The sequence below is a fragment of the Phycisphaerae bacterium genome, assembly GCA_019636475.1.
In the GTDB taxonomy this organism is placed as follows: Bacteria; Planctomycetota; Phycisphaerae; order UBA1845; family UTPLA1; genus JADJRI01.
Window position 1 is genome coordinate 111,111 of sequence record JAHBXN010000006.1, and the last position, 25,739, is coordinate 136,849.

A 25,739-nucleotide genomic window follows, 5' to 3' on the forward strand; every position below is an offset into this window, starting at 1 on the left:
GGGAAAGAAAAAACCCTCAGGGCGAGATTCATGGCTCAGAAGCTGAACAAGAAACTGGTTGGGTTGCTGGTTGCATCGGCAATGGTCCTCATGACGGTGACAGGCATCGTTCTTTTGAACAATCTGCCCGATCAGGATCCTTCGAAGTATGCCGCCGACGGCGACAGGTTCATGGCGCAAGGCGAGTATCAGAAGGCCGCGCAGTCCTTCAGCCGGGCTTATGCGAAGGATCCGGCGCAGAGCCCCGATTATCTCGTGAAAGCCGCCAAGTGCATTATTGAACTGGGCGAAATCGGCAAGGCCCGGCCGCTGATTCAACTGGCAAAGACGCGTGACGGGCGACACAAGGCGGCGCTTGAAACCGAGCTGGAGATTGAATTCGAGATCGCGCCGTACATCGGCACGGCCAACCAATGGTACAAAGTGGTTGAGTGCGCGAAGGCGATGCTGGATCTTGAAGAGTTTTCCGGATCGGCGCGGGTTCACCTCGTGCTGGGACGCGCGTATCTGGAGCTTCGGAAGGAAGACGCCTCCTTTGACAGCAAGGGTGAAGCGCATCTGAAGCGGGCGCTGGAGCTGGATCCGACGAATGTCGAAGCCCTGACACTGCTTGCGGACCAGATGTCGCGAACGGCGATGGAGCGCGAGGCGGATCGACAGTTCGAAGAAGCGCGGGCGACGCGTGCCGGTCGGACGGGACTGATCGTGGCCGCGATGGAGAAGGTGAAGGCGTCGGGCGACACGGAACGGCTTGCGGAGCTGGACGAACTGCGTGCGCGCTGCCTGTTGATGGATGGCGAAATCGCCGAAGGCGAGCGGCTGCTGCGGGAACTGGCGGCGAAGGAAACGACGCGCAATCGCGCCAGATTGATGCTGGGCCGCATGCTGGCGGGCGCCTCCCGATTCAAGACGAATCGAAACCTCGAAGAGGCGCTGTCGGTGCTGAAGTCGGCCCACGAGGCGGATCCCAAGGACATTGAACCGTATTTCGCGCTGAACAATACCTATCGGATGCTCGCGGGAGAGACGACCGATGCGGCCAAGCGGGCTCAGTATCTGCTGGAGCTAGAGGGCCTCTTTGAGGAAGGGTTGACGAAGATCGAGGCCAGCAAGCACTTTCGAAAGCTAGTGAATGCGCGGGCGAGAATTCAGTTTCTCGAAGAGCTGGCGATGCTGGACATCGGGCGCGCGCGGGAGGCGGCGACCGACGCCGAGCGTGAGAAGTTCCTTGCATCGGCCGAGCGGAAGATCGAGCGTTTGAAGTCAGAGGCGGATCCGACGTCGATGCCCGTTCGTTACACCACGGCGCAGTTGTACGCGGCGCGAGGCGACATCGTCGCGGCGACGCGCGAAGCCGAGGCGGCCTACGCGCTGAAGGAAGGCTCGTCCAATCTTCAGGTGCTCAGGCTGTGCGCGGAGCTTTATACCCGCCAGAGCCAGTGGGGCACGGCGCGCGAGATGATTCGGAAGATGCTGGCGCTTGATGCCAATGATCCGTCGCTTTACATCGGCATGGCGCGAGTGCTTCTCAATTTGAACCAGGCCGCGGAAGCGCTGGCCTATCTCAAGCCGAGCGAACCGGCGGAGCTTCGGGCGATTCTGGAACAGGATCGAACGGCCATCAGCCTTCAGATCGAGGCGCTCCGACAGTTGAAGCAGTTTAATCTGGCGGAGGAGGCGAGCCGCAAGCTGGGTGAGGGATCGCCCGATGACGCCGTGCGGTCGGCGCAGATTCTGACCTGGGAGGGCAAATACTCCGAGGCCGAACAGAAACTTCTCGGCGTGCTGGCGTCGAATCCGGGACAGGAGACGGCGGTGCGGGCAATGCTTCAGCTGTATGAAGAGTCCGGCCGGCGGCCGGAAGCCCGGCGGATGATCGACGATCTGATCGCAAAATTTCCGGAGAATCGGCGCTTCAAGCAGTTCCGAATCGCGCTGCATGACGACCTGCCCGACGAGGCGCGGGACCAGCAGATTCTCGATTTCATCAACGAGGAGCCGGACGAGTTCACCCGGCTGTCGGCGTTGGTGGGTTTTTATGAGCGTCGCGGACAGCTCGACAAGGCGACGGAGAATCTCGACAAGGCCGAGCGCCTGAAGCCAAACGATCCCAAGGTGATTGAAGCGCAATTCACGTTCGCGCTTCGCCAGAAGGACTGGGACAAGGCGGCGAAATATGCCCGAAAGTCGGGCGAATTGAACATCGACGGGACCATGGGCAAGATTGCTGAAGGGCGTCTGGCACTGGCCCGCGCCGCCGTCTTCCGTGATGAGGGAAACAAGGCGGAGTTTACGAGTTTCAACAATCAGGCGATCGACCTGATTCGTTCGGGGCTCGACGCGTATCCCAACTATTCGCAGGGCTGGACCTTCCTGGCCGGCGCGTATCTGGATGCCGGACGGGTGGATGATGCGAAGGCGACGCTTCAGCGGGCGCTCCAGATCAATCCGGCCAACGGCTATGCCAGTTTGTTCCTCGCCCGAATCGCGCAGTCGCAGGGCGACGAGGTTGCGGAGCGCCGGTATCTGGCGGACGCATCACGAAGCATCGATGACGACAAATGGCTTCGCGACCGCCAGCGATACTACGCGGAGCGCGACGATCCGCGTTCGGGAATCGAATCGCGCGAGCTTGCCGCGAAAGAGAAGCCGGACGATGTCGAGAACTGGGTGGTGTTGGCTCGGCTCTATGGAGATCCCAAGGTCGGCGCGATTGAGAAAGCGGCTGACGCGTATCGCAAAGCGCTGGCGGCGTCCCAAAACGACATTCGCATCGCCGTCGAACTCGCGAACTTCTACGGTTCGCCGGAGGTCAACCAGCCAGCTGAGGGCGAGAAGCTGCTGAAGGGTCTTTTTGATTCGGAGCCGGATGGCGCGAAACGGGCGCGAATCGCGGTCGCGATGGGCGGCTTTTATGAGAAGCAGGGCGTGCTAGCCACGGCTGATCGCCATTACCGGCAGGCGGCGTTTCTTGATCCGTCGATTCCGATCCTCAGCGTCGTTGCCGATTTTTATTCCCGCACCGGAAAACACCGTGAGGCGGCCGAACAGTACGAAAAGCTCGTGACGCTGGCGGCGGACAATCCGGACCAGCTTCGGGATTTCAAGGCGCGGTTGATTGCGATCTTCCTGACAACGGGCGATCTGGATCGTGCCCGTACGATGATCGACGATTATCTCGCGAAATATCCGGATGATTCGCAGGGCATGATCCTCGATGGGGCGTACCACCGCGTCGGCGGGGACATCGACAAGGCCAAGGCGGCGCTCGACGCCCATCTGGCCAAGGATCCGGACAATGCGGTTGCATTGTGGCAGCGCGGCTCGCTTTATGTGCTGTTGGGCCGCTGGCAGATGGCGATTGAAGATTTGCGCAAGGCCAAGGCGCTCCGGCCGGACGGATTTAACTATCAGCACCGTGTCGCGCTGTCGGATGCATTGATTGAAGCGGGGCGCGGTGACGAGGCCATCAGCGAGTTGCAGCTCATCCTTGAGGCCAATCCCGATCAATCTCTGGTGGCCGAATCGCTGATCGATGCGTACACGCGCGTCCGGCCGCCGCGGTTCGCCGATGCGGAGAACCTGATCTACCGATTGCAGGTTCGGTTTCCCCGGGAGCCGAAGTGGCCTTCGATGCTGGGTCGAATGGGCGAGCTGGCCCAGGACTGGGACAAGGCGATCGCGGGCTATGAGAAGGCGGCGGAGGTCTCGAATTATCAGGCGCAGTCTGTGCGCGACCTCTTCAATGCCTATCGGCTGGCGAATCGGCCTCAGAAGATCGTTCATGCGGCAACCGAGCGGATGTCTTCGACATTGCTGGACCGAATGCCCGAGGCGCTGTCGACCCTGGCGTGGGCGTATGCTCAGATGCGGGTGAATGAGAAGTGTTATGAGGCGTTTGATCGCGCGTTGGCGGCGACCCAGGGGAACTTCCAGCTTTATGCGCGGGTGATCAACGATATCGTGGTGACGTTGGGGCCTGCGGTTGCGTTGGAGCGCGCGAAAGAGCAGAGCGATGCGGACCCGCGCAACGTGGGCAAGCTGCAAGCGCTGGTCCATCTGCTGAAATATAACGATCGCGGCGCCGAGGCGATTGAGATTTGCGATCGGATTCGGGACCTGGCCACCGGCGACGCGGACCTCATTTTTGCGCATCTGGCCAAGGGGATGCTGTTGTCGGCCGAAAAGAGACTGACCGAGGCCCGCGACGAGTATGAAACCATCCTGAAGCTGAATCCCGACCAGCCGCTGGCATTGAATAATCTGGCGTATTTGCTGGGTGAACAGCTGAATATGCCCAAAGAGGCGCTGCCGCACGCGAAGAGGGCCGCGCAATTACAGCCGAACGACACGAACGTTCTGGACACTTACGGCTGGATTCTGTTCCTGAACGAAAGATACGGTGAGGCGGCCGGCACCCTGCTTCGGGCGATTGAAATCGAGGGTGATCGCGTTCCTGAGTCGATGAAAAACATCGATATTCGCTATCACATGGGCCTTCTGTATCGCAAGCAAGGAAAGCCGGAAGAGGCGCAAGCGATGCTCGAAGTGGCGGAGCGATTGTGTGAGACCCAAGGCCGCAAGGGTGATTTGCCGAAGAACATCAAAAAGGCGCTGGAGGAGCTTGGCCAGCCCGGCGGCCGTAACTAGTTTCATGGCCGCGTCCCCGGAGTCGGGTTGCAGTTCGGTTGCTTGCGATCGCATGGGCCCCGGGGGACGGGGATCAAGCCGGCTGCTGCGGCCACGAGGTTGAGGTCATGACAACGCTGACGGCGGCAACGCCCGCATTTGGAAGCACATACCTGCCGGGGCCGTTCCAGCGCCCTTCGCAGCAACAGGCGGCGGCGAGCCTTACCGCGGCCGACTTCATGCGCGCGATTCGTCAGCGTCTCGTGATGATTCTGCTGTTGTGGTTTCTGCTGATCGGTGGAACGGTTGCCGGCACCCTTTATGTTCAGGCGAAGTATCCGAAGTTTGAGGCGAACGCCCTGATTCGCGTGGAATCGCTCACTCCACCCGACCCGAAAGATCCTCTTCGACGCGAGGCGACGGCTTCCAAGGCAGACATCGAACGCGAGCTTCAAAACCAGACATTCTTGATTCGCAGTCCGGACGTGCTGACCGCGGCGATTCAGGCGCCGGACATGAAGCGTCTGAAATGGTTTGCCGAGGCCGAAGTCGTCGCGAAGGAGAAGGGCGAGAAGCTCCAGGACCTGCTGGGCGATATTCTCAATGTCGGGCCGCTTCCTGATACGAACTATCTGAGCGTGTCGGCCTCCTGGCGGGAAAAGACCGAAGTCGCAACCATCGTCAACGTGGTGGTTAATCAATATGTTTCGATCGTGAATCGCCGACAGCGCGAGATGGTCAGCGATGCCAAGGATCAGTTGTCTCAGGAACTGGATCGCGCGCAGCGGGCCTTGAAGTCGAAGAACGATGAGATCGCGACATTTCGGACCACCGCGAACTATTCCGAGTCGGCCCAGGCGGAATCACAGGAGACACTCCTGACGCTGAACGCGATGGTCACCGAGCTTGAAGTGGAAATGGAAGGCCGCAAGGCGCAGTGGGAATCGCTACAGACCTATCGTCCCGAGGATCTTCCGATCACTGGAGAGCTTCAGGCCTACCTGGACAGTGATCCGACTTTGTTTCAATTGCAGATGCAGTTTCAAGGCGCGCAGCAGCAATTGGAGCAGGCGATGCGGCGCTTCGGCCCCAACCATCGCGTCGTGAAAGATGCGACGATGTCGCGCGATGCGGCTTATCAGAATTTCAGCCGGGACCGGTCGGCCAAGATCATCCAGTTTCAGTCGCGTCAGCAGGAGCTGGCCCAACGAAACTACATTGAAGCCAACGCCCAGTTGCTTGGGCTGAAGGACCGGCTGTTCAAGGCAAAGAGCGAGCAGCAGGACCGCGAGGCGAAACTCACACAATACAACGCGCTTCTCGATGATCGGGAAGTCATCAAGATCAATTACGAGAGTCTGCTGGATCGCAAGAACCAACTGGAAATGATCATTCGTCAGGCGCGCACGGTGCAGATCGAGGTCGCTTACAACGCGACGGAGCCGATGCGCATGAGCAGTCCGAAGCTGGCGGTGTGGATTCCCGCCGGGACCTTTCTCGGCTTGATGGTCAGCGTGGGTCTCGCGCTGCTGCTCGAGTTGGCGGACAAGTCGGTTCGAACGCCCCGTGATGTCACCCGTGCCCATCTCGCGGTGCTCGGAACCATTCCGACGACCGATGATGACGAAGTCGAGATCGATCGCGTCGAAACCGCTTCGCTCGATGCGCCGCATTCGGTGGTGGCGGAAGCGTTCAGGAATCTGCGCGCCAACCTGTTCTTCAGCGCGCCGGCCGAGCAGCAGGGCGTCATACTTGTGACCAGCCCGAGCGGCGGCAACGGCAAGACGGCGGTTGCCTGCAATCTGGCGATTTCGATCGCGCTGAGTGGCCGGCGGGTTCTGCTCGTGGATTCGAATTTTCGACGGGCGGCCTTGCCGCGGGTGTTCCCGAATGTGCGCGCGGAAGGGCTGAGCAACATCCTGATCGGCCAGGGCGATCTGAAGGATTATGCCACGAGCACGAATGTGCCGGGTCTCGATATTCTGAGTGCCGGTCCGCTGCCTCCGAATCCGGCGGAACTGCTCGGCAGCAGCTACCTGCGCGACGTGGTGGTTGATGCCCGGTCGCGATATGACCAGGTTATTTTCGATGGTCCGCCGGTGCTGCTGGTCAGTGATGCGATGGTTCTCGCGGGCGCCGTCGACGGCGTGCTGCTTGTCTGCGAATATCGGAATACGTCACGTGGCGCGCTGCAACGAACGCAAGTGAACCTGGAAGCCATCAACGCACGAATCTTCGGCGCGGTGTTGAACAAGGTTCAGTCACGTGCCGGCGGCTACTTCCGCAAGCAGTATCGCGAATTCTACGAGTACCACGAGACTGACGAGGAGGCCAACGTTCCGCGTCCGCAATTGGATGTTGCGGCGGCGGCCGCTGCCGGCGCTGTGTCGCGGCTCGACTCGCACGGCCCGGGGCCCAAGGGCTCGGGTGGCGCAGCGGATCGAGATTCGGCAGGCGGAGTGACTTTCCTTCCGTCCGATCGATTTGAGGCCGATTCGCGCGGAGGGGTTCCGGATGTTGCCGCCGAAACAGCGGCGGAGAACATCGACGCCCTGTCACGGGCTGCCAGCGCGGCCGTGGTTTCGAACGAAGAAACGGTCGTCGATGAGATCGGCGAAGACGCACTGGTCGAAGTCGAGGACGAAGCACTCGACGCTGTCGAGGCCGGGCCCGTGGAACCGCCGATGGCGGCGACGATCGAGGAGACCGATGCGTCAATCGAAGACGCCATCGCTGGCGCGTTCCGAGATGTCGGCGAGCCGCCCGCTGCCGGCTCCGGTCTCATTCCGGACATGTCTGACGTCGAAGGCGTCGATGAGTTTCGACTTTCCGAGGACGAGTTGCGTCGAGTTGAGGAATCGTTTCAGCGGCCGGAAATGCCACCGACGATCGCGGCTCCGGCGACGCCCGATGTCGCCGGAGGTTCGGAAGCCGATGCCCCGACGACGGTCGGCGATCTGGACGAGTTTTCGGATGTGTCGGACGACGACATCCTCGCGCGTCTGAACGACGAATCCGCGATCGATCTCGCATCGTCTGATTCGGCAGTCGAGCCTGCCGGTGAGATGGAAGCGCCTGCGGACGAGGAGCATGCGCGGCCGTCGACGTCGATGTCTGATCCGTCCGCATCGCCGTTCGATCTGCTTGAAGACGAGATCGACCTGGGTGACGACTTGACCGATCTGGACAGCGATGAGTTCCGGATTGATGATAAGTTCGACCTGGATGACGATTTTGACGATCCGTCCGACCAGGGTCCACGTCGGTAGACGAATTCTTTTTCAGCATTCGAAATTGCCGGGTCCGCCCTGGGGCAGACGCGACAGGCCTTGCATCCGGAGCCCGCTTTGAGTTCATCCCTCGATCTGGCACGTCGTTTCATTCGCGAACAGGCGGCGGCCTTGGGTGCGCTCGCAGATCAGATGGAGGAATCTTTTGATCGCGCGGTGAAGCTGGTGCTGGCGTCTTCCGATCAGATGATCGTATCGGGTATCGGCAAGAGTGGATTGATCGCGCGAAAAGCCGCCGCGACGCTTGCGAGCACCGGGACGCCGGCGATTTTCATGCATCCGGTCGAGGGGGTTCACGGCGATCTCGGCGCAGTGGGCGTCGGTTCGGTGCTGCTTGCGCTTTCGAAGAGTGGGCACACGGAGGAGTTGGTCAAGTTCGTCAGCCATTTTCGGCGGATCGGCGGCCATGTGATCGGAATCTGCGAGGTCGGTCGATCGCCGCTGGCGGAGTTGGCGGACGAGGTGCTGGCGATTCCGGCGATGGCCGAGGCCGGACCGCTGGGGCTGGCGCCGACGACGAGTACGCAGATGATGCTGGCGTTGTGTGACGCGCTGGCGATGGCGCTGCTGGACGCGCGCGGATTCGCGGCGGAGGATTTTGCCCGTTATCACCCGGACGGCAGTCTTGGCCGCCGGCTGCTCCTGCGGGCGAGCGATCTGATGCATGGAGGCGGCGAGCTACCGACGGTGTGTGAGTCGGCATCGTTCAATGATCTATTGCTGGTAATGACGTCTCGCCATCTTGGCATGGCGTGCATTGTGCGGGATGACGGCTCGCTGCTTGGGGTTTTTACTGATGGCGATCTGCGTCGACTGTTGACGCGCGTTGAGACGCCGGGTCGGCTGTCCGCGATCGAGGCATGGCGGCAGAGTCGGCGCGATCCCGCGGAGCCGCAGGTGAAATGCTCGACCGTTCATCCGCAGATTCTTGCGGTCGAGTGTCTGCGATTAATGCGTGAAAGCGAAATCACTGTTTTGGTTGCATCAGAAGATGGTAACATTCCGATGGGAATTGTACGTTTGCAGGACATCGTTCGAGCCGGCGTCGGTTAGTCGGCGGGAAAACATGTCACGACACATCATTGGACGGGAATGTTACTTCGAAATTCAACCAGGCTGAATTCGCTTCGATTGGAGCGGATGTTTCGGGACGCCATTGCGGGATGGCCGCATGATGGCGCCCAGGTTTTCGTGCGTTACAGCCGCGGCAGCGATTTTTCCGGCGCGTGCTATTACGAGTCCGACCGCATCTTCATCAATCTGGGTCGGCATGTTTCCTATCCTTACAAGCTGCGAATCAATGTTGCCCGTCCGCAGTCGAATCGAACGCACTGGTGGCGGGAATTGTATGCGCTGGAGATTCGTTCGCCGGAAGAGCTGGCCTTGTTCATCTTTCTGCACGAGTTCTACCATCGGCTGGTCAAGCGCGCCGGCCGGAACATTCGGCAGAAGGAGGCTCGGTGTGATCGGTTCGCGACGCGCGTGCTGGTGGACCACTATGGCTGCGTGATCCGCGATACGGCGGGCCGGCTGGTGAATCGCTCCGAGTGGGATTTTCAGGATCTTAATGGATTCGTCGAAGCGGCGCGCGGCTCCGTTCGAAAGTCGGCGCGCAAGCCACTCGGGCGACCGCGTCGGAAGGGCGTCGGGCGGCCTGGCGAGGTCGGCGGCGCCGGGTCTGCCGGGTCCGGCGCGGCGGTGAAGTCCATCTTGAGCACGCTGCAGGGGATGCTGTTCGAGGTGTGAGGCGCTGCTTCATGCAATAATTGCGCGGATTCTATTGACTCGATGCGCTGTCTGAAATATCATTATCCAAAGTAGCAATGAGGGCGTCTCGCATGGCCCTCCCGCACCGCTTTTTCAGATTCGAAATTCGAGTTGCCGCCGATTCGGCCCGTTCCGAAGCGCTGCTTCGTGCGCGGAATGCAGGCCTTAGCGAACCAGGAAGGCGGGTGCGTCGTTCATAGAATGTCTTCCACTCGCTGCGGCGCCCCTTGACCGCGCCAATATCCATGGGGCGCCGCACGCCTTTTTACACGGCGACCCTTTGGGTTCTTCACGTCGCTTCGCCGATTCCACCATTGCCGATTTGCCGTTCGGGTGAATAATCACTTCCACTGAAAGGGGTGCGCTGATGTCAGAACATGGAAGCAGTTCGGGCCGGCGATTCATCGCGGCCGACGCCGATCTGGGTTCGCCGGCGGTTGTTGAGTCTTATTACAGGGAATTGCAGGCTCGCTCGATCGGATCGCCTTCGTCGCTGGAGGCATGGTTGCTTGATCGGTCAGAGTTGGACAGCTGGCTCAGCGAGGAGGGGTCGGTTCGTTATGTTAACATGACATGCCACACAGATGACACGGCGGTCGAGAAGCGCTATCTGGACTTCATCGAGGAGATTGAGCCGCTCAGCCGGCAGTGGGAGCACCGGCTGGATGAGAAGCTGCTGGCTTCGGAACATCGCATGGCGCTTCCGCGGGATCGGTATGGCATTCTATGGCGACAGACGGAGGCGCGGGTCGCGATTTTTCGTGAGGAGAACATCCCGCTGCATACCGAGGATGAGAAGCTCAGCCAGCGGTACCAGAAGCTGGTCGGTGGAATGACGGTACAGCAGAACGGCGAAGAGCTAACGATGCAGCAAATCGGCCGTGAACTGGAGAAGCCCGACCGGGAAGCCCGCCGTACGGCGTGGGAGAAAATCAACGCGAAATGGCGGGAGATTCGCGAGGATGTCGAGTGCATCTACGATGAGATGGTGAAGACGCGGCATCGCATGGCCGTGAACGCGGGATTTGCGAACTACCGCGATTATGCCTTCAAGGAGAAGCAGCGGTTTGATTACACGCCCGCGGACTGCGTCGCATTTGCCGATGTGATTGCGGAGATCGTCGTGCCCGCGGCGAGACATCTTGCGGAGACGCGGAAGCGTCAGCTCGGCGTGGATCGGCTGCGACCATGGGACATGCAGGTTGATCCGCTGAGTCGGCCGCCGCTGGCACCGTTTGATTCAGTGGCCAGGCTGAATTCCGGCTGCGAGGCCATTTTCGACCGGGTGAATCCGGTGTTTGGCGAACAGTTTCGCTTCATGCGGAACGCGGGGCTGCTGGACCTGGACAGCCGCAAGGGTAAAGCGCCAGGCGGCTATATGAATACTTATCATGGCCGGCGCGTGCCGTTCATTTTCATGAATGCAGTGGGCACGCAGCGCGACGTTGAGACGCTTCTGCACGAAGGCGGGCACGCGTTTCACTCGTTCGCGGCGGCCGGCGAGTCGTTGTATGAGCTTCGCGAGGCGCCGATTGAATTCGCGGAGGTGGCGTCGATGTCGATGGAGCTTCTTGCGCTTCCGCACATGGGCGCGTTCTATCAGGACGCCGACCGGGCGCGGGCGGAATCGGACCATCTCGACGGGATTGTGCGTTTTTTTCCGTATATGGCGACGATCGACCAGCTTCAACACTGGGTTTATACGCATCCGTCACACACCCGGGATGATCGCCGTGCCGCGTGGACGGCACTTGTTTCTAGCTTCGGCGATTGGGTGGACTACGAAGGAATTGAGGATGCTCGCGGGTATGACTGGCATCGCAAGCAGCATCCATTCACGGTGCCGTTCTATTATGTGGAGTATGGCATTGCCCAACTCGGAGCGCTTGGCGTGTGGCTGAATTCGCAGCGAGACTATCAAGCGGCGGTCGCGAAGTATCGCGCCGGCCTGTCGCTCGGTGGGACGCGGCCGCTGCCGAATCTGTTTGAGGCGGCGGGGGTCCGGCTGGATTTCAGTGCGGGGGCGATCCGGCCGGTGACCGATGAGATGATGCGGCGAATTGCCTGATCCGGAGGAGGTTGTCGAGCGGCGTCATACGCGGTCGTCGGGCTTCTCGTCCTTGGATCTGGGCAGCGGCACTTCGAACGTGAGCTGGCAGAACTGGCAGCGCACGACTTTGCCGCGGCAGTTCGTCGGAACACGCAGCACTTTCCGGCACTTGAGATTCGGGCAGAGCAGCATCACGATTTCGCTGGAATGTGCGGTTCCATCCATGACAGTTTCCAATCCGGCGGGCGATTCGGTGTGTGCTTCCGATACCGCTCCCCCCTCCGACATCGGACGGATCGGCGTTGGAATTGAGATCGTTCGGAGGCGATTGAAGGTCAGATAAGAACCGCCACGGGGCCGCTTGCATTGCGATGCGCGGGTGCCACCGGGTAGACTGCGCGGGCTTGTCTCGCCGGCCGGTGCGGATGGCGGGCCGCGGTTTGCGGGGAGCGAGGGAAATCATGCCGGGCTTGGCGCTGTGGATGACAACGAAGGCCGGTCCGGATGCCGCCGGGCGGTTTTCCTCGGCCCTGGGCTCGATGGTGCATGGGCCTGACTTTGGTTCGACGACGCTCGTCAACGGGCCGCATCTGTTCGCGGGATACGCCGGCTATGCAGCGTATCCGATTCGGGTGTTTGGCGGCGGCGCCGGCGCATCAGTCTATTTTGAGGGCCGAATTTATAACAAGACGGAAGCGCAGGCCGAGCAGGAACTTCTCGCACTGGCGGATCGCGTGCTTGCGGAACCGGATGGCGCGGACGGGATGTTGTCACGCTGGATTCGGGACAGCGAGGGCGAGTACGTCGTTGCAATGTTCGACTCTTCGGGACGGACGGCGGCGGTATTCGGCGATCCGCTTGCAAGGCTGGCGCTGTTTCATCACTCGGCCGATGGGGCCTTTTTGCTTGCGAGGGAGTGCAAGTTTGTTCAGCGGCTGAAGGCGGATCCGGCGTTTGACCGTGTCGGCTGGGCGGAGATTCTGACGTTCAATCACCTGTTGGGCCGACGAACGCTGTATGAGGGTGTCAGAAGCGGGCCGACCGGCGCGCTGTTTGTGTGTCATAACGACGGCACGCGGGTCAGGGCGAGAAGCACTTCGCTCTATATGACCAATCTGGACGATAAAGATCCGCCGGGCCGGTCGTCGACGGATTATGCACGCGAGCTGGTGGATTTGTGGCGGGAGCGGTGCGGTCCCTGGGGACAATGTGCTGGCGTTTCGCGGAATGTGATCAGTTTGTCGGGCGGAAAGGACTCGCGGATTGTCGCGGCGATCTTGTCGGACCTTAAGCTGCCTTACACGGCCACGACATATATCGACGTGCATCGCGACGCCAGCGCGGATGCAAAGTGCGCCGAGGGACTTGCGCACGCGATCGGTTTTGACTGGCGGCTGCTCAAGATTCCAGCGCCGTCGCAGGCGCAGGTCGATTTTCTTGTTCGCGCGACGGATGGGATCAATCCCGTCGCGAATGCGAGGATGCTGCCTTATCTGGAAATGATCGTCGGCGAATTCGGCCGATCGGCGATGTACATCACCGGCGACGGGGGCGACTACATATTTCCTGACCTGCGATTGGGCTCAAGGGTCCGCTCGCTCGACGACGTGGCCCGGGCGTTTCTGGGATTTAATCCGGCGGCGACGCCGGCGGCGGTCTCGGAGGAGATGATGGGCCTTTCTCGCGGCACGCTTGAAGGCGAGTTGCGGGATTTGCTGGCGTCGTATCCCGAGAAGCAGGTGATGCAGAAGGCGATTCACTATCGCGGATTCGAGCGCGGACAGAACTGGGTTTACGGCGGCGAAGAGCGGGCTCGTTTCTTTCTCTGGGAAAGCTCGCCGCATTATCTGTTCAGGATTTTCGAACGATCGATGCGCATTCCGGACGAGGTGAAATCAGACGATGCGTTGTATATCGAATTTCTGCGGGCGCTCTCGCCGCGGTGGGTTGAGTTGCCGGAGGCGAATTATGGACTGCCGCTATCGAGCCCGCTTCGTTCACGCAAGATGAAATTGAAGAGCTTCGCGTTCGGGCTGCCGCTGCCGTTGCGCGAGGCCGTTCGTTTCGTGCTGAAGGGGCGGCGCAGGCCGTATGTACCACCGACGGACGTGGCTGCATCGATCCATGAGCAACTGTCGAAGCAGTCAGGACTCGGAGGCATCATGAATGCGGACGCTGTTCGGCGGCGGCTGCCTCGGATGAGCCGGCATGAGTTCGAGAATTTTCGCACGCTGGTTGTTCTTGAGCGGCTGATGAATTCAACGGGTGCGTTCGGGTAAAAACGACATCGGCCGAGCATTTGCCCGGCCGAGTCGCGGCTTGGAAGGTCCCCTCACATCGCTGTGCGTGCAACTGGTGATGACGACCACTACTTTTGTCGGTCAGCAGGCTCGCCGTCCTGAGTCTGGCGCGGCCGATTGCCGCACTACTCGGTCCATGAACGCGGACGCCGCGGACCGTGCCGGTCGGGCGATTTTATCGCGCAAGCCCGTCGAACGCGGGGCAGACTCGCATCAGCCTTTTTTACCCTGCAGTTCGTCGGCCAGGGCCCCCGCGTTGTACACGTTTCTCAGTGCTTCGATGATGGCTTGCGAGTGAACAGCCAGGGCGCGGCCGCGTTCTTCGTCGAACTGGAAGTCCCATACGAGGCTGTGAATGTTCCCGTCAAAGATAAGTCCGACGACTTCGCCGCGTGTATTGATCATCGGGCTTCCAGAATTGCCGCCGATAATGTCATGGGTTGTCACGAAGTCGAAGGGCGTGGCGAGATCAAGCCGGTCCTTCGTTGCGATCCAGCTCTGGGGCAGCGTGTAGGGCGCTTTCTGCAGGTGGCGATCGGCGGTCTCGAAGGCGCCTTCGAACGTGGTCATCGGCGCGATTCGTTTTCCTAGTTCATCGTAGCCCTTCATGGCGCCGAATGCGAAGCGAAGCGTGAACGTGGCGTCGGGGTAGACGCGCTCGCCGAGCATTTCAAAACGCGCTTTCGCGATTTTCGCGTAGGCGGATTTCTCCACGGCCTCGAATTCCCGGTCGTATTTCTCTCGCAGCGGCCGGGCGTGCTGATCCATCTCGCGGGCGAATCGGATCATCGGGTCATCGCATTCCTCAATCGCGACGGAGCCGCCCTCATAGAGTTTCTTGCGGAAGGCCACATCGCGCAACTTCGTGCCGGCCAGGAGTGACGCCGCACGCGATTGAGCGTCGCGGCCGCCGAACGCCGCCATGACGGCCGGATGCTGGCCGCCGAGAATTCGTCCGAGGCGGATGAGGCCGTCTTCGAGACGAAGCTGTTCCAACTCGTCGTGAATGGGCGCGGTGGAGAAGAGGTCTAATTCGAGCGAGGTGAGGTTGGCATCGCGGTACTCGGAAAGTCGTTCGCCGTCGGGCTTGCGGCGTTCGTCGGCCGCCCGCACCAGCTTGGCGGCGATGTCATGCAATCGGCACAGCTTGGTCCGGCGATTTTCCAGGAGGAAGTAGGCGGCGAAATAAGGCTTGACGTTCTGTATGGCCGAGGTCAGCGATTGCCAAGCCTCTCCGTAGGTCGCCTTGCGGGCCTTGTCGGCCTCGACAAAGTCCCGGAGGGCGGTCTCTTCCGTCTGCTTGCGGGCCATCAGTGATTCATCGAGCAGGCCGGCAAGAATGCCGCTGAAGGCTTTGCGCCCGTTCTGGATATAGAGCAGATCCTCCATGGCGATTCGATTGTGTTCGTCGCTTCGGGCGGCGAACTGGATCAGTGCGACCTCGCGCTCGTTGTATGCCTGAAGGATGAGCGGCATCCACACGTCGCGAAGGAATCGCAGATGGTCCATCGTGTTCAATCGCTGCGTTCGGCCCGGGTGGCCTGAAACGACGAGCAGCTCGCCTTCTTTGGGGCCCGCAGCGCTCCACTTGAGGTAGTGCTCGATTTTGGCGGGCTTGTCGTTTTCGTAAGCGCGAAAGAAGCAGGCATCCAGGCAGTACCGCGGGAATTCAAAGTTGTCGACATCGCCGCCGAAGTAGGCCGCGCCCAGTTCCGGCGCCATGACGAGCCGCACGTCGGTGTATCGCTTGTAGAGGTAAAGATCGTAGCGAGCCCCCTGGAACAGCGTGACTATCTCAGGCGTGAGGCCGGTCTTCTCGGCTTCGCTCTCAATTTTCGACATGGCGATCTTGCGGGCGGCCGCGGCGTCTGCCGCGCTCATGTCGGGGGTGAGCGCTTCGTTCACGCGGTCGGTCACTTCCTCGATCCGGATAAGGACATTCAGGTCGAGGCCCGGACACTTGACTTCATCCGCGCGCGTTCGGGCGTAGAAGCCGTCACGCATGTAATCGCGGTCCTTGGTGCTGAGATTCTGCACGGCCTCCGAGCCGACATGGTGGTTGGTCATGACAAGTCCGTCGGGCGAAACGAATGAGGCCGATCCGCCGTCACTGAATCTGACCGACGCCCGCATGATGTGATCGACCCATTCGGAGGTCGGCTCGAAGCCGTATCTCTCCTTTAACTGGGCCGTTGGCAGCTTGTTCGGCAGCCACATTCCTTCGTCGGCGAGGGTGGCCGCGGCGGTGAGTGCGACCCCGAGCGTCGCGATCATCACGAGGGCCGATCGGTTACGATGAATCAGGTTCGAATGCGCACGATGGGTTTTCGGCATGTCATCTGCTCCGTTGAAGGTGGATCCTGGTCGGTTTGATCGGTCGCCGTTGTCGAGCGGTGGCCGCGCATGCGACTCCTGATTAACGGGCCGCCGTCGCCAAGCTTTCATCATACCGGACGCGGGGGCCGGAAGCGATGCGATGGACCGGGGGCTGAATCTCGGCGTCGGCACCGGGCGATCCGGCGACTTCAGCGCAAGCGTGCCGGGTATCGCGTAGAATGGTGTGTTGATATTCGACCCTGTGGAGCAATGATCCGTATGTTCAAGGCCGATTTCGTTACGATTGTTTCCGGTCTGCCGCGGAGCGGCACATCCATGATGATGTCAATGCTGGAGGCCGGCGGGGTGCCGGTGTTGTCGGATGGTGTTCGGACCGCTGACGCCGACAACCCGAAGGGCTACTACGAATTTGAGCGCGTGAAGAAGATCAAGGACGACAAGGCCTGGCTGCCGGAAGCGCGTGGCAAGGTTGTGAAGATGATCTCGCAGCTACTGCTTGATCTGCCCGAAGACGGCTCCGAGTACAAGGTGATCTTCATGCGGCGACATATTCACGAGATCCTTGCTTCACAGAAGCAGATGATGATTCGCCGCGGCACATTCAAGGAAGGGGGGCCGAGCGACGAGGAAATCGGCGGCCTGCTGATGACACACGTCGACGCGGTCTTGAAGCGGATGGGCTCGCGAAGCGACGTGGACCTGATCGAAGTGGATTACAACGCGATCATGAAGGGCGATCAGTCGTGCGTGCCGCGGATCAATCGACACCTTGGCGGCACGCTGAATGTCGAAGCGATGGCAGCGGTCGTCGACAAGAACCTCTATCGCCAGCGCAAAGACTGAGCGCGACGCGACGGGGGGCTGGGGGGCTAGTCGTCCGGAAATTGCCCGGGCGATGCGCCGACATCGATGATGCTGCATGCGAGAATGGGGTCGAGCCCCAGCGCCTGCGCCTTCTCCACCAGTTCTTCGCTCTCTGCGCCAGGGTTCACGAAAAATTCCGTGGGCTTTGCCGCGGCGATGTCCGCCATCGCCGTGACACCGACGGCCGGCGGCAGGTAGAGCGAGATGCGATCGATCGGCCCGGGGATATCCTTCACGCTGGTATAAACCGTCAGGCCTTCAATCGTGCCGCCCCTGGGATTGACGGGGTAAACCTGCCAACCCTGTCGAAGGTGGGCGCGGATGGATTTGTTGCTGTATTTCGAGCGGTCGGCCGATGCGCCGACGATCACCACCGATTTTCTGCGGTCATTCATTCCGATCAGTCTTTCGTGGGCTCCGCCTTTTCTGTGGTCCCGGGGTTTTCAGTGGGCTGTGTGGCGGGTGCGGGTGTCTGTGTCTCAGGCGTTGGCGCGACTTCCGCGTCCTGCTTCTTCTCGCTGTCGGGCGCGACCTTCGACGGACCACCGGATTGGCTATCAGGAATGTTCTTTACCGGGTCGCCGGCCAGTCGCCGGTGCAGGTCTTCCAGGGCCTTGCGATCCGTCTCGCTGACTTCCGAGCGCTGCTTGCTGGAGGGCAGTGATTCGAGACGCCGGCACATTTCGATGAAGAGCCGGCGCACAGGCATTTCGAGGTCATTCTTCTTGCGATCCGCGTCGAGGATTCGCTTTGCGCGCTCTTCCGGTGACATCTCGCTGGTGACAGCCTTTTTCTCGTCCTCGACCTGGCGGAACTTGTCCTTGTTGGCCTCGCGATACTGCTTGGCTTTTTCAAGCTGGTCCTTGTGGATCTTCTCGCGAGCGGCGATTTTCTTGGCGTCGTCGAGTTTGTAGGCGCTGATGAACTTCTCGACATAGGCGACCCACTGATCCTCGATCTCCGGCTTTCGCATGATCTGCGGCGGATTGTTGGAAACGCCGCCGCCCGCGCGACCGGTCTGGGCATCAAATATGGGTTGCCCCTTGCCTTCCTGCCAATCTTTCAATTGCCGGGTGACGTTGGTGAAATTCGTCTCCATGAGGCGAAGATCGGTGGTGTGGATCTTCTTCTGCTCCTCGTCGAGAATCTGGCCCCACTCGTTGTTTCCGTCCAGGATGGCTTTCTTTGCGGCCTCATAGACGGGCGCAGCGCGCACGGCCCATTGCACCATGACGTTCGGATCGCCGCCCTTGCGGCCCAGCCGCATGTCGATGGATTCCTGAAGCAGTTCGCGAACATCCGTTTCATATTGATCGAGGAACTCGCGGACGCGCATCTTCAGGTACAGCCGCGTGTATTCTTCCTGCTGCGGCGTGAGGTTGTACCGCTTCGAAATCTGCAACACCGCCTCATCCATCATCTGTTCGGCATCCCAGAGCATGGGATCGTTCGGATGGGTGCGAGCCGTCGGCGGAGCGCCTGTCGGTTGCGCAGGCTGACTTGCCGCGGGCTTGGCCGGCGGTGGAGCGATCTTCGCGGGCTGTTGTGCGGCGGCCGTGACGACTGAAATCGCAATCGTCGCGGTCAAAACGGCCACTTGCAGCGCGGAGTTGCGATGTGGGACATGCTGTCTGCTTGAACTGTTGGGGATCATTTGAAACACCGCTGACACACCCATTCCATTGCGAGGGACACCAGGCAGGGCCAACCCCTGCCGATCACTTGTACGGGTTTGGGGGCCCTCGGTTGCGAACGAAGTTATCGGAGCAGACCGCCGGGCGGTCAAGCGGGGCCCCCTTTCGTCCATATCGGCGTTAGTTGGGCCTGTCGCGCGATATATCCGCCACCTGCCCTGACGAAATTATACGAACAGCAGCGTTGCCGAAGGTCGCGACGGCGTGCCGGGAAGGCTACAGTGGGGGCGATAAGCTTAAATCCGGCGGTTAAGAGGCGTGTATGCTCAAGCTCACATTTCACGGGGCGGCCCAGGAAGTCACCGGCTCCATGCACCTGCTCGAGGCGGATGGCATTCTGGTCGCGTTGGATTGCGGATTATTTCAGGGGCGGCGCGAGGAATCGAGCCGGAAGAATCGCGAGTTTCCGTTCGATCCGAAGAATCTGCATGCCCTGGTGCTGTCACATGCCCATGTCGACCACTGCGGGCGAATTCCAATGCTCGTGAAGAACGGGTTTCGGGGGCGCATCTATGCAACGCCGGCCACCCGAGACCTCTGTGCGTTGATCCTTCGCGACTCGGCCCATATTCAGGCTGAAGACGCATTCTATCTGAACAAGAAGCGCGAGCGCAAAGGGGAATCGCCGATCGAGCCGTTCTATGATGACGATGACGCCATCGCGGCACTCCGCTTGTTTCACGCCGTTTCACCGAGGCATCCCTTCTGGATTACGCGAAGGCTCCGCGCCGAGTTTCTAATGGCCGGCCACATGCTGGGCGCCGCGATGATTCGCCTGGACTATCAGCATGGCGGTGGAGGCGGGGCGCAGGGGGCGACCTCGCTGCTTTTTTCCGGCGACCTGGGCCGATTTGATACGCCCCTCTTGAAGGATCCATCACCCTTTCCGGAGTCCGATTATCTGATCTGCGAAAGCACGTACGGCGGCCGGCGGCATCCGCCGACGAGCGATCTGCGCGAGCAGCTTGCGGATGTTGTGAATGATACGTTTCGTCGCGGCGGCAAGGTTGTGATCCCGGCGTTCAGCGTCGGGCGAACACAGGTGATCGTCTATTTCCTGCATCAACTGGTCGCGGAGCGGCGGATTCCGGACATGCCGATTTATATTGACAGCCCGCTGGCGGTGAACGCGACCGAAGTGTTCCGGCTGCATCCGGACCTGTTTGACCAAGAGGCATTGGCGTTTCAGGCGCAGGCGGGCGACATACTGGGCGGCGATTGCTGCACCTATGTCAGAGATTCCGAGCAGAGCAAGGCGATCAATCGTCGTCGACGACCGTGCATCATTATTTCAGCCAGCGGGATGTGTGAGGCGGGGCGCATCCTGCACCACCTGAAGAACAATGTTCAGAATCCCAGGAATACCGTGCTGATCGTCGGTTTCCAGGCGGCTCACACGCTCGGAAGGCGCATTGTGGAGAAACAGCCGGAGGTTCGAATTTTCAACCAGACCTACAAGCTAAAGGCACAGGTTGCGGCTCTCAATGGTTTCAGCGCCCATGCCGACTCGGAAGAGCTGGGGCGACTCTACCGCCCCATTGCGAATTCGTGTCGCGGGGCATTCCTCGTGCATGGCGAACCGGATCAGATGAAGCCGCTTGCCGCGGCGATGCGGGACGCCGGGATGCCCGACGTTCAAATGCCAATGCCGGCAGATTCATTCGTGCTGGATGCCGACGGCCGCTAGCGGCGGGCGCCAGGAGCGGGCCGGCTCGGGCTCATTGGCAACAACCCGCCCCTGCGCACGCGCAGCTCAGCGGGCAGACTATGTGATGATCACAGACTTCCCGCTGCGCAATATATCACCGCAATCCCCATTCCAGCAAATCTCTAGTATCGTGCGAATTCGGCGACGTAGACGCAAATATATGTAATGCAACCATTTATGTCCTCAAGAATTGGAATCTGGTTCGCCGCGCACATGGTCAGTTAATTCGGATGGGTAATGAACACCACTATTTCCCATTATCGAGTATCGCCTTGATGCGCAGCGGATTGAGTTCCGATAAGGCTCCGATGATGGTGTTGGCTGCGGACAATCGATCGCGAGGGTGGGAGCTGGTTAGTGCGACGCACCGGATGCCGGCCCGGCGGGCTGCTTCGATTCCGGCCGGTGCGTCCTCAATCACGATGCAGCGATCGGGTGGCAGCATCATCCGCTCGGCCGCCAAGGTGAAAACCTGCGGATCGGGTTTCCCACGGCTGACATCGGCGCCTGTGATGCAAGCGGCCAGTCGGTCATTGAGTCTCAGTGCGTCGCGGATGAGTTCGACGTTCTCCGGTGGACCGGATGAGCCGATGGCGATGCTTGCGCCGGCGGCGTGAATTGAGGCGATCAGATCGCGAGCACCGGGCATCTCAGGCACGTTTTCTCGGATGATATCGCGGTAGAGCGACTCTTTGCGGTCGTCCATTTGCCGAATCGCGGCGTCATCGTGGGTATGGAAGAGTTGTTGGATGATCTCGCGGCTTGTGCGGCCGAAGGTTGCGGCGAATTGGGATTCATTGAGATCGTATCCCAGCTCGAGAGCGAGGCCCCTCCAGCTCTCGAAATGTGGTCGATAGCTATCGACCAGGACGCCATCCATGTCGAAGATGACGCCGAAACCGGCGAGGATGGGCGTCGATTCGTGTTGATTGCGGGGCATGATTGCTGACTGGGCGCAAGAAAAAAGCGCCGTACGCGAACGTTCGGCGCCTGGGGTTGATTGGGGCAAGAGCGATCAGGCCGCCTTGGATGCGGCGTGTTTCCTGGCGATTTCGACGATTGCGTCGAATGCCGTCGGGTCGGCGATGGCGATTTCGCTGAGCATCTTGCGATTCAGATCGACAGTGGCAAGCTTCAGGCCGTTGATGAATCGGCTGTAGGAGATGTTTCTTGCGCGGCAGGCCGCCGTGAGCCGTGTAATCCAGAGCCGGCGGAAATCGCCCTTTCGCGCGCGTCGATCGCGGTAGGAATAGACGCCGGCGCGGAGCACGGTATCGCGGGCCACGCTCAGCAGTTTGCTTCGCGCGCCGTAATAGCCTTTGGCCGCCTTGAGTATTCGCTTCACCTTTTTGTGGTGGGCGACGTGTGTTTTGGTGCGTGGCATGAGTCAATCTCCAGCGAGTTCAACATGGGCCGAGCGAAATCGGCGCAGATCGCGGTTCGCCAGTGGCGAGCGATCGGTGTTATTTACCCATCATCCGGCGGATTCGCTTGGCAAGCGGGGCATCGAGCAATTCGACGTGTTTACGCATGCCGCGCCGGCGCGAAGAGCTCTTTCCGCTCATGAGGTGGCCCGCGCCACTCTTGTTGTAGCGCACCTTGCCTCGTGCGGACACCTTGATTCGCTTGACGAGTCCCTTATGCGTTTTCATTTTCGGCATGGCCGATACATCCTCGGATTGGTTTGATTTCAAACGAGCCCCGCAGTGTAACGGCCGGGCTGTGATTCTGCAAGGCGCGCGACTTCATGGGGCTTTTCGGCCATGCCGATCCGCGGTCCGGGCAGCCTGGGAAGGCGACTCGAATCCATGTGGGCCCAGTGATGCCTGTAACAATCTGTGAATGATAAGCTTATTGTGTCTGTCGGGGTGGCTCGTGCGGGGCTGCGATTTGGTCGGCGGGGGAATAGGCGGGGCCGGCGTCGATTTTTCGGACGACCGGGACGGTTTGTGAGTCGTAGAATAGGGATTAACGGGGAGGGAACTCGAGCATTCGGTTGGTCGGTCGTCGCATGCGCGGTTTGTGCGGCAGGGGCGTTGTCGGGCGAGGGCGGATTGGACCTTGAATCCACCTCATCGCTAGAAACTGGGAGCGTTTGACATGTCGAGTTTATCGAAGCGTCGCCTGATTGATCTATTTTCAATTACGGCGACGGTTGGACTGTTTGCGGCGGTTTGTTTTGGGGATTTGGTCGCCCGTGGCCGTTTGTCCGGCCCGCGGGCGGAGGGCCGGCAGCGCATCGCGTCGTTGCCGGAGATCGATCCTTCCGTTCGATTCGAGGCGTGCTTTGAGTTGAAGATCGACGACGCGACGGTGGGCTTTGCCGTTTCGCGCGTCGAGGGAGAGAAGTCGGAATCGGGACCTGCCTACCACTATTCAGACTTCAGCATGATTCGGGGCCCGAGTGGCGCGAGGACGGAGCTTCGCACCTCCGGGAGGCTGGACCGATATTTTGAGCCGATCAGCATTGTCTGGGAGACCACCCATCGCGTGGCGATCGGGGCCAGCCCGCCGATTCGCGAGTCGCTGATCGTGGATGCCAAGCAGGCGACACTTCAGGTCGTTGAGGAGAAGCAGCCCAAGGAGATCGTGGTGGCGCGGCCGGCGGATCGGTTCATTCATCCGACGGGCCACTTGTTTCGGCTGTTGAAGCTGGAAGCCGGGCAGCGTTTCGCCTTGCGGGATTTTGATACGGAGCTGAAGAAGTTCCAGTGGCGAATGTATACGGTGACGCGCAAGGATGATGGCCGGCTGCGCGTGGGCGTTGGAGATGCCCGGGGCCTGAATGAAATGGCGTATTACATTCTTGACGCGGACGGGACAATGGTTCAGCACGGCATGACGGGGGTTCCCTTCGTGTTCAAGAAGTGTGATCCGGGTCGCATCGAGGAACTGCGGAAAGAATGGGGCATCGGACCGGAAGAGATGCCCGCGACCGCCGGGTCGACGACCGGGGCGGCCGACAAGGGGAGTGCCGGTCAGTGATGTATCGGGCCGGCTCGTCGCGCGGACTTCAGAGCCGCCCTGACCGCTTACATGACGGATTTTGCTGTTTCGAGCAGTCGATGCCTATGCTGTTTGAGGAGTGCATCGAGTCTGTCACCAAGTCCCGGGTGTTGTCCGTCGAAGCGGACTTTTCCGGGGGCCTGTGAGAGGGCAATAAACCACTTCACAAGATTGAGATAATCACGCACATCGATTGATTCCGGGGCGATCTTCTCGGCGGCCGAATCCATGTTGTGGTAGTTGGCGAGGGGGAGGCAGATTCCCGTGGCGTCGTAACCGTGGTGGCAGTAGGCGGTTGATTCGCATGTGCCACCGTCCATGAGTTTTCGCTGGTAGCGGAATGTTTTGTCTTTCTGTTTGAGCTGATCGGCGACGACGTGACAATAGGCTGTCGCCGCGGGGGTGAAGACGGTGGCCTTGTCGCCGACGCGCAGGACGGGGCCTCCGCCGATATCGACGCCTGTAATCGCCTTGCTGTTTTCGACGGCGACGACGACGGTGTTCATTGGGACGGATTTGTCGGCAACAGCGGCGAGAGCGCCAGCGAATCCGACTTCTTCGGCGCGAGTGAAGAATGCGCGGGTCGCGACTTTCGCTCGGCGGCGACAGATTTCATCCAGCATGGCCAGGATTGCGGCGAGCCCCGCGAGGTCATCGCAGGCTCGGGCATGGAGGCGCGTGCCGCGGATCACGGCATCATTGAGTGCCCACATGCCCGGGCTGTGCGGTTCGACGGGCGATTTGACGCGGGCGATGATGCCGTCCGGCGGGCCGTCCGCGCCGAACGACCTGGCGCTGGCGGCGGCCTGTCTGGCTTCGGCCCGGGTTGGCGTGTGAAGCTGGACCTCTTCAATGACGGCGGGGATCCATCGGTCGGCGGAGTGGAATTGAATCTTCCGGCCTTTGAAGTAGGCGGACTGTACCCAGCCGCGCCATTGGGCGTGTACGTGCTTGTCGTTGAGCATTTTTGTGGCGACGAATCCGGGGTGGTCCATGTGTGCGGCGAAGAGGACCGGTCTGCCGGCCAGCCGGGATTTTTTTTGATCCGGCGGCGTGTAGGTTACGAGCAGGTTGCCGAACCGGTCAGGCTTGAGCTTTAGCGCCGATCTTTTTGAGACGAACTCCTTGATGAATCGGATGACATGGGTTTCGACGAATGGCGCGGTCGGCAGATCGACGACAGACCTGAGCAGTTTGAGCGGATCGGTTGGCATGGGCCGTCTCCTGTGCCCCGGGAGTTGATCGGGAGCATCCGCCCGGGTCCGAGCGGGGCGAATTTCTGTAATCGGTCCGACGGTTCAGCCGATTTGACGTGAATGCTACGGGAAATCGCTCGAAAAGGAATGCGCCGCCGCCGGGCAGTCTGTTTTGCGCTGCAGCGTCGGCACTACGACTCTCGGGGCTGGGTTCACGCGTACCGGATTTATGCGCGGGAGGTGATGGACCGGCTTGCCGCGGGCGGCGCGGTGCTGGATATCGGATGCGGCCGGTCGTTTGAGTTTGCGTCGGCGCTTTGCGAGCGGACATCCGACGTGCACGGGATCGATCCTGCGGCGGAGGCCGGCGCGGTCATGGTTGCGGGCGCGCGGGTTTATCGAGCGCATGGTGATGCGCTACCGTTTGCGGACAGGCGGTTTGATCTTGTGGTTGCGCGGTCGGTGCTGGAGCACCTTGAATCGCCTGAGCCGGTCTTTCGGGAGATCGCGCGGGTTCTGCGGCCGGGCGGCGCGTTTGTGTTTCTTACGCCGAGTCGCTTCGACTATGTGTCAGTGATTGCATCGATGGTGCCCAATATGTTGCACCCAAAGATCGTGCGATTCGCGGAGGGCCGGTGCGAGGCGGATACGTTTCCGACGCGGTATCGCGCCAACACGGGCGGCGCGGTGCGGCGGCTGGCCCGGGCTTCGGGACTGCGCGTCGAATTGATCCGGTATCTGCATCATTGCCCGACATCGTTGATGTTCAGTCCGGCGCTGTATCGGCTTGCGACGCTCTACGACAAGGCTGTGTGTTCGTACGAGCGGCTTGCATTTCTTCGCGGGTGGATGCTGGGGGTGGTGCGCAAGGAACCGAGCGGGGCGTGATTGGCGGCGG

At 60.7% G+C, this 25,739-nt stretch carries 18 protein-coding genes; 10 read left to right on the forward strand and 8 right to left on the reverse strand.

The window, feature by feature from the left end:
- Positions 1–30 precede the first annotated feature (30 nt).
- From KF841_11185 to KF841_11205, 5 genes are all read left to right on the forward strand, one after another.
- Positions 31–4,650, forward strand: coding sequence for a tetratricopeptide repeat protein (locus KF841_11185; protein MBX3395917.1), 4,620 nt, complete (start codon positions 31–33; stop codon positions 4,648–4,650).
- Positions 4,651–4,757: 107 nt separating this feature from the next.
- Positions 4,758–7,898 carry a polysaccharide biosynthesis tyrosine autokinase gene (locus KF841_11190; protein ID MBX3395918.1) on the forward strand — a complete coding sequence of 1,047 codons (3,141 nt, stop codon included), beginning with the start codon at positions 4,758–4,760 and terminating at the stop codon, positions 7,896–7,898.
- 78 nt (positions 7,899–7,976) lie between these two features.
- A complete protein-coding gene (locus KF841_11195) occupies positions 7,977–8,972 on the forward strand; it encodes a KpsF/GutQ family sugar-phosphate isomerase (GenBank protein ID MBX3395919.1) in 996 nt (331 codons plus the stop codon).
- 39 nt (positions 8,973–9,011) lie between these two features.
- Positions 9,012–9,665 carry a hypothetical protein gene (locus KF841_11200; GenBank protein MBX3395920.1) on the forward strand — a complete coding sequence of 218 codons (654 nt, stop codon included), beginning with the start codon at positions 9,012–9,014 and terminating at the stop codon, positions 9,663–9,665.
- Between the two features lie 388 nt (positions 9,666–10,053).
- The gene (locus tag KF841_11205) at positions 10,054–11,754 is read left to right on the forward strand and encodes a M3 family oligoendopeptidase (GenBank protein MBX3395921.1); all 1,701 of its coding nucleotides are present in this window, start codon (positions 10,054–10,056) and stop codon (positions 11,752–11,754) included.
- Positions 11,755–11,778: 24 nt separating this feature from the next.
- Here the strand turns inward: KF841_11205 and KF841_11210 are convergent, their stop codons facing one another.
- Positions 11,779–11,961, reverse strand: a complete 183-nt coding sequence (locus KF841_11210; GenBank protein ID MBX3395922.1) for a hypothetical protein — start codon at positions 11,959–11,961, stop codon at positions 11,779–11,781.
- Between the two features lie 257 nt (positions 11,962–12,218).
- On the opposite strand from KF841_11210, the gene KF841_11215 reads away from it, so the two are divergent.
- Entirely contained in the window at positions 12,219–14,015 is a 1,797-nt protein-coding gene (locus KF841_11215; GenBank protein ID MBX3395923.1) for a hypothetical protein, read from the forward strand.
- A 234-nt stretch (positions 14,016–14,249) separates the two neighbouring features.
- On the opposite strand, the gene KF841_11220 is transcribed toward KF841_11215, so the two are convergent.
- Positions 14,250–16,310, reverse strand: a complete 2,061-nt coding sequence (locus KF841_11220; protein ID MBX3395924.1) for a S46 family peptidase — start codon at positions 16,308–16,310, stop codon at positions 14,250–14,252.
- 312 nt (positions 16,311–16,622) lie between these two features.
- Between KF841_11220 and KF841_11225 the strand changes: the two genes are divergently transcribed.
- Complete coding sequence (locus KF841_11225; protein MBX3395925.1) at positions 16,623–17,216, forward strand: sulfotransferase family protein; 594 nt, start codon at positions 16,623–16,625, stop codon at positions 17,214–17,216.
- A 26-nt stretch (positions 17,217–17,242) separates the two neighbouring features.
- Here the strand turns inward: KF841_11225 and KF841_11230 are convergent, their stop codons facing one another.
- Together KF841_11230 and KF841_11235 are read right to left on the reverse strand one after the other, a co-directional pair.
- On the reverse strand, positions 17,243–17,632 hold the full coding sequence (locus KF841_11230) for a CoA-binding protein (protein MBX3395926.1): 390 nt from the start codon (positions 17,630–17,632) through the stop codon (positions 17,243–17,245).
- 5 nt (positions 17,633–17,637) lie between these two features.
- Entirely contained in the window at positions 17,638–18,891 is a 1,254-nt protein-coding gene (locus KF841_11235) for a hypothetical protein (GenBank protein MBX3395927.1), read from the reverse strand.
- A 302-nt stretch (positions 18,892–19,193) separates the two neighbouring features.
- On the opposite strand from KF841_11235, the gene KF841_11240 reads away from it, so the two are divergent.
- On the forward strand, positions 19,194–20,618 hold the full coding sequence (locus KF841_11240) for an MBL fold metallo-hydrolase (GenBank protein ID MBX3395928.1): 1,425 nt from the start codon (positions 19,194–19,196) through the stop codon (positions 20,616–20,618).
- Between the two features lie 268 nt (positions 20,619–20,886).
- Here KF841_11240 and KF841_11245 read toward each other — a convergent pair whose 3' ends face one another.
- The 3 genes from KF841_11245 to rpmI form a co-directional block, all read right to left on the reverse strand.
- Entirely contained in the window at positions 20,887–21,579 is a 693-nt protein-coding gene (locus KF841_11245; GenBank protein ID MBX3395929.1) for an HAD family phosphatase, read from the reverse strand.
- A gap of 75 nt (positions 21,580–21,654) precedes the next feature.
- Entirely contained in the window at positions 21,655–22,023 is a 369-nt protein-coding gene (gene rplT, locus KF841_11250) for a 50S ribosomal protein L20 (protein ID MBX3395930.1), read from the reverse strand.
- A 79-nt stretch (positions 22,024–22,102) separates the two neighbouring features.
- Entirely contained in the window at positions 22,103–22,300 is a 198-nt protein-coding gene (rpmI, locus tag KF841_11255; protein ID MBX3395931.1) for a 50S ribosomal protein L35, read from the reverse strand.
- 439 nt (positions 22,301–22,739) lie between these two features.
- On the opposite strand from rpmI, the gene KF841_11260 reads away from it, so the two are divergent.
- The gene (locus tag KF841_11260; GenBank protein MBX3395932.1) at positions 22,740–23,624 is read left to right on the forward strand and encodes a hypothetical protein; all 885 of its coding nucleotides are present in this window, start codon (positions 22,740–22,742) and stop codon (positions 23,622–23,624) included.
- 47 nt (positions 23,625–23,671) lie between these two features.
- Here KF841_11260 and KF841_11265 read toward each other — a convergent pair whose 3' ends face one another.
- Positions 23,672–24,859, reverse strand: coding sequence for a M20/M25/M40 family metallo-hydrolase (locus KF841_11265; protein ID MBX3395933.1), 1,188 nt, complete (start codon positions 24,857–24,859; stop codon positions 23,672–23,674).
- 102 nt (positions 24,860–24,961) lie between these two features.
- On the opposite strand from KF841_11265, the gene KF841_11270 reads away from it, so the two are divergent.
- Entirely contained in the window at positions 24,962–25,729 is a 768-nt protein-coding gene (locus KF841_11270) for a class I SAM-dependent methyltransferase (GenBank protein ID MBX3395934.1), read from the forward strand.
- Positions 25,730–25,739: the final 10 nt, after the last annotated feature.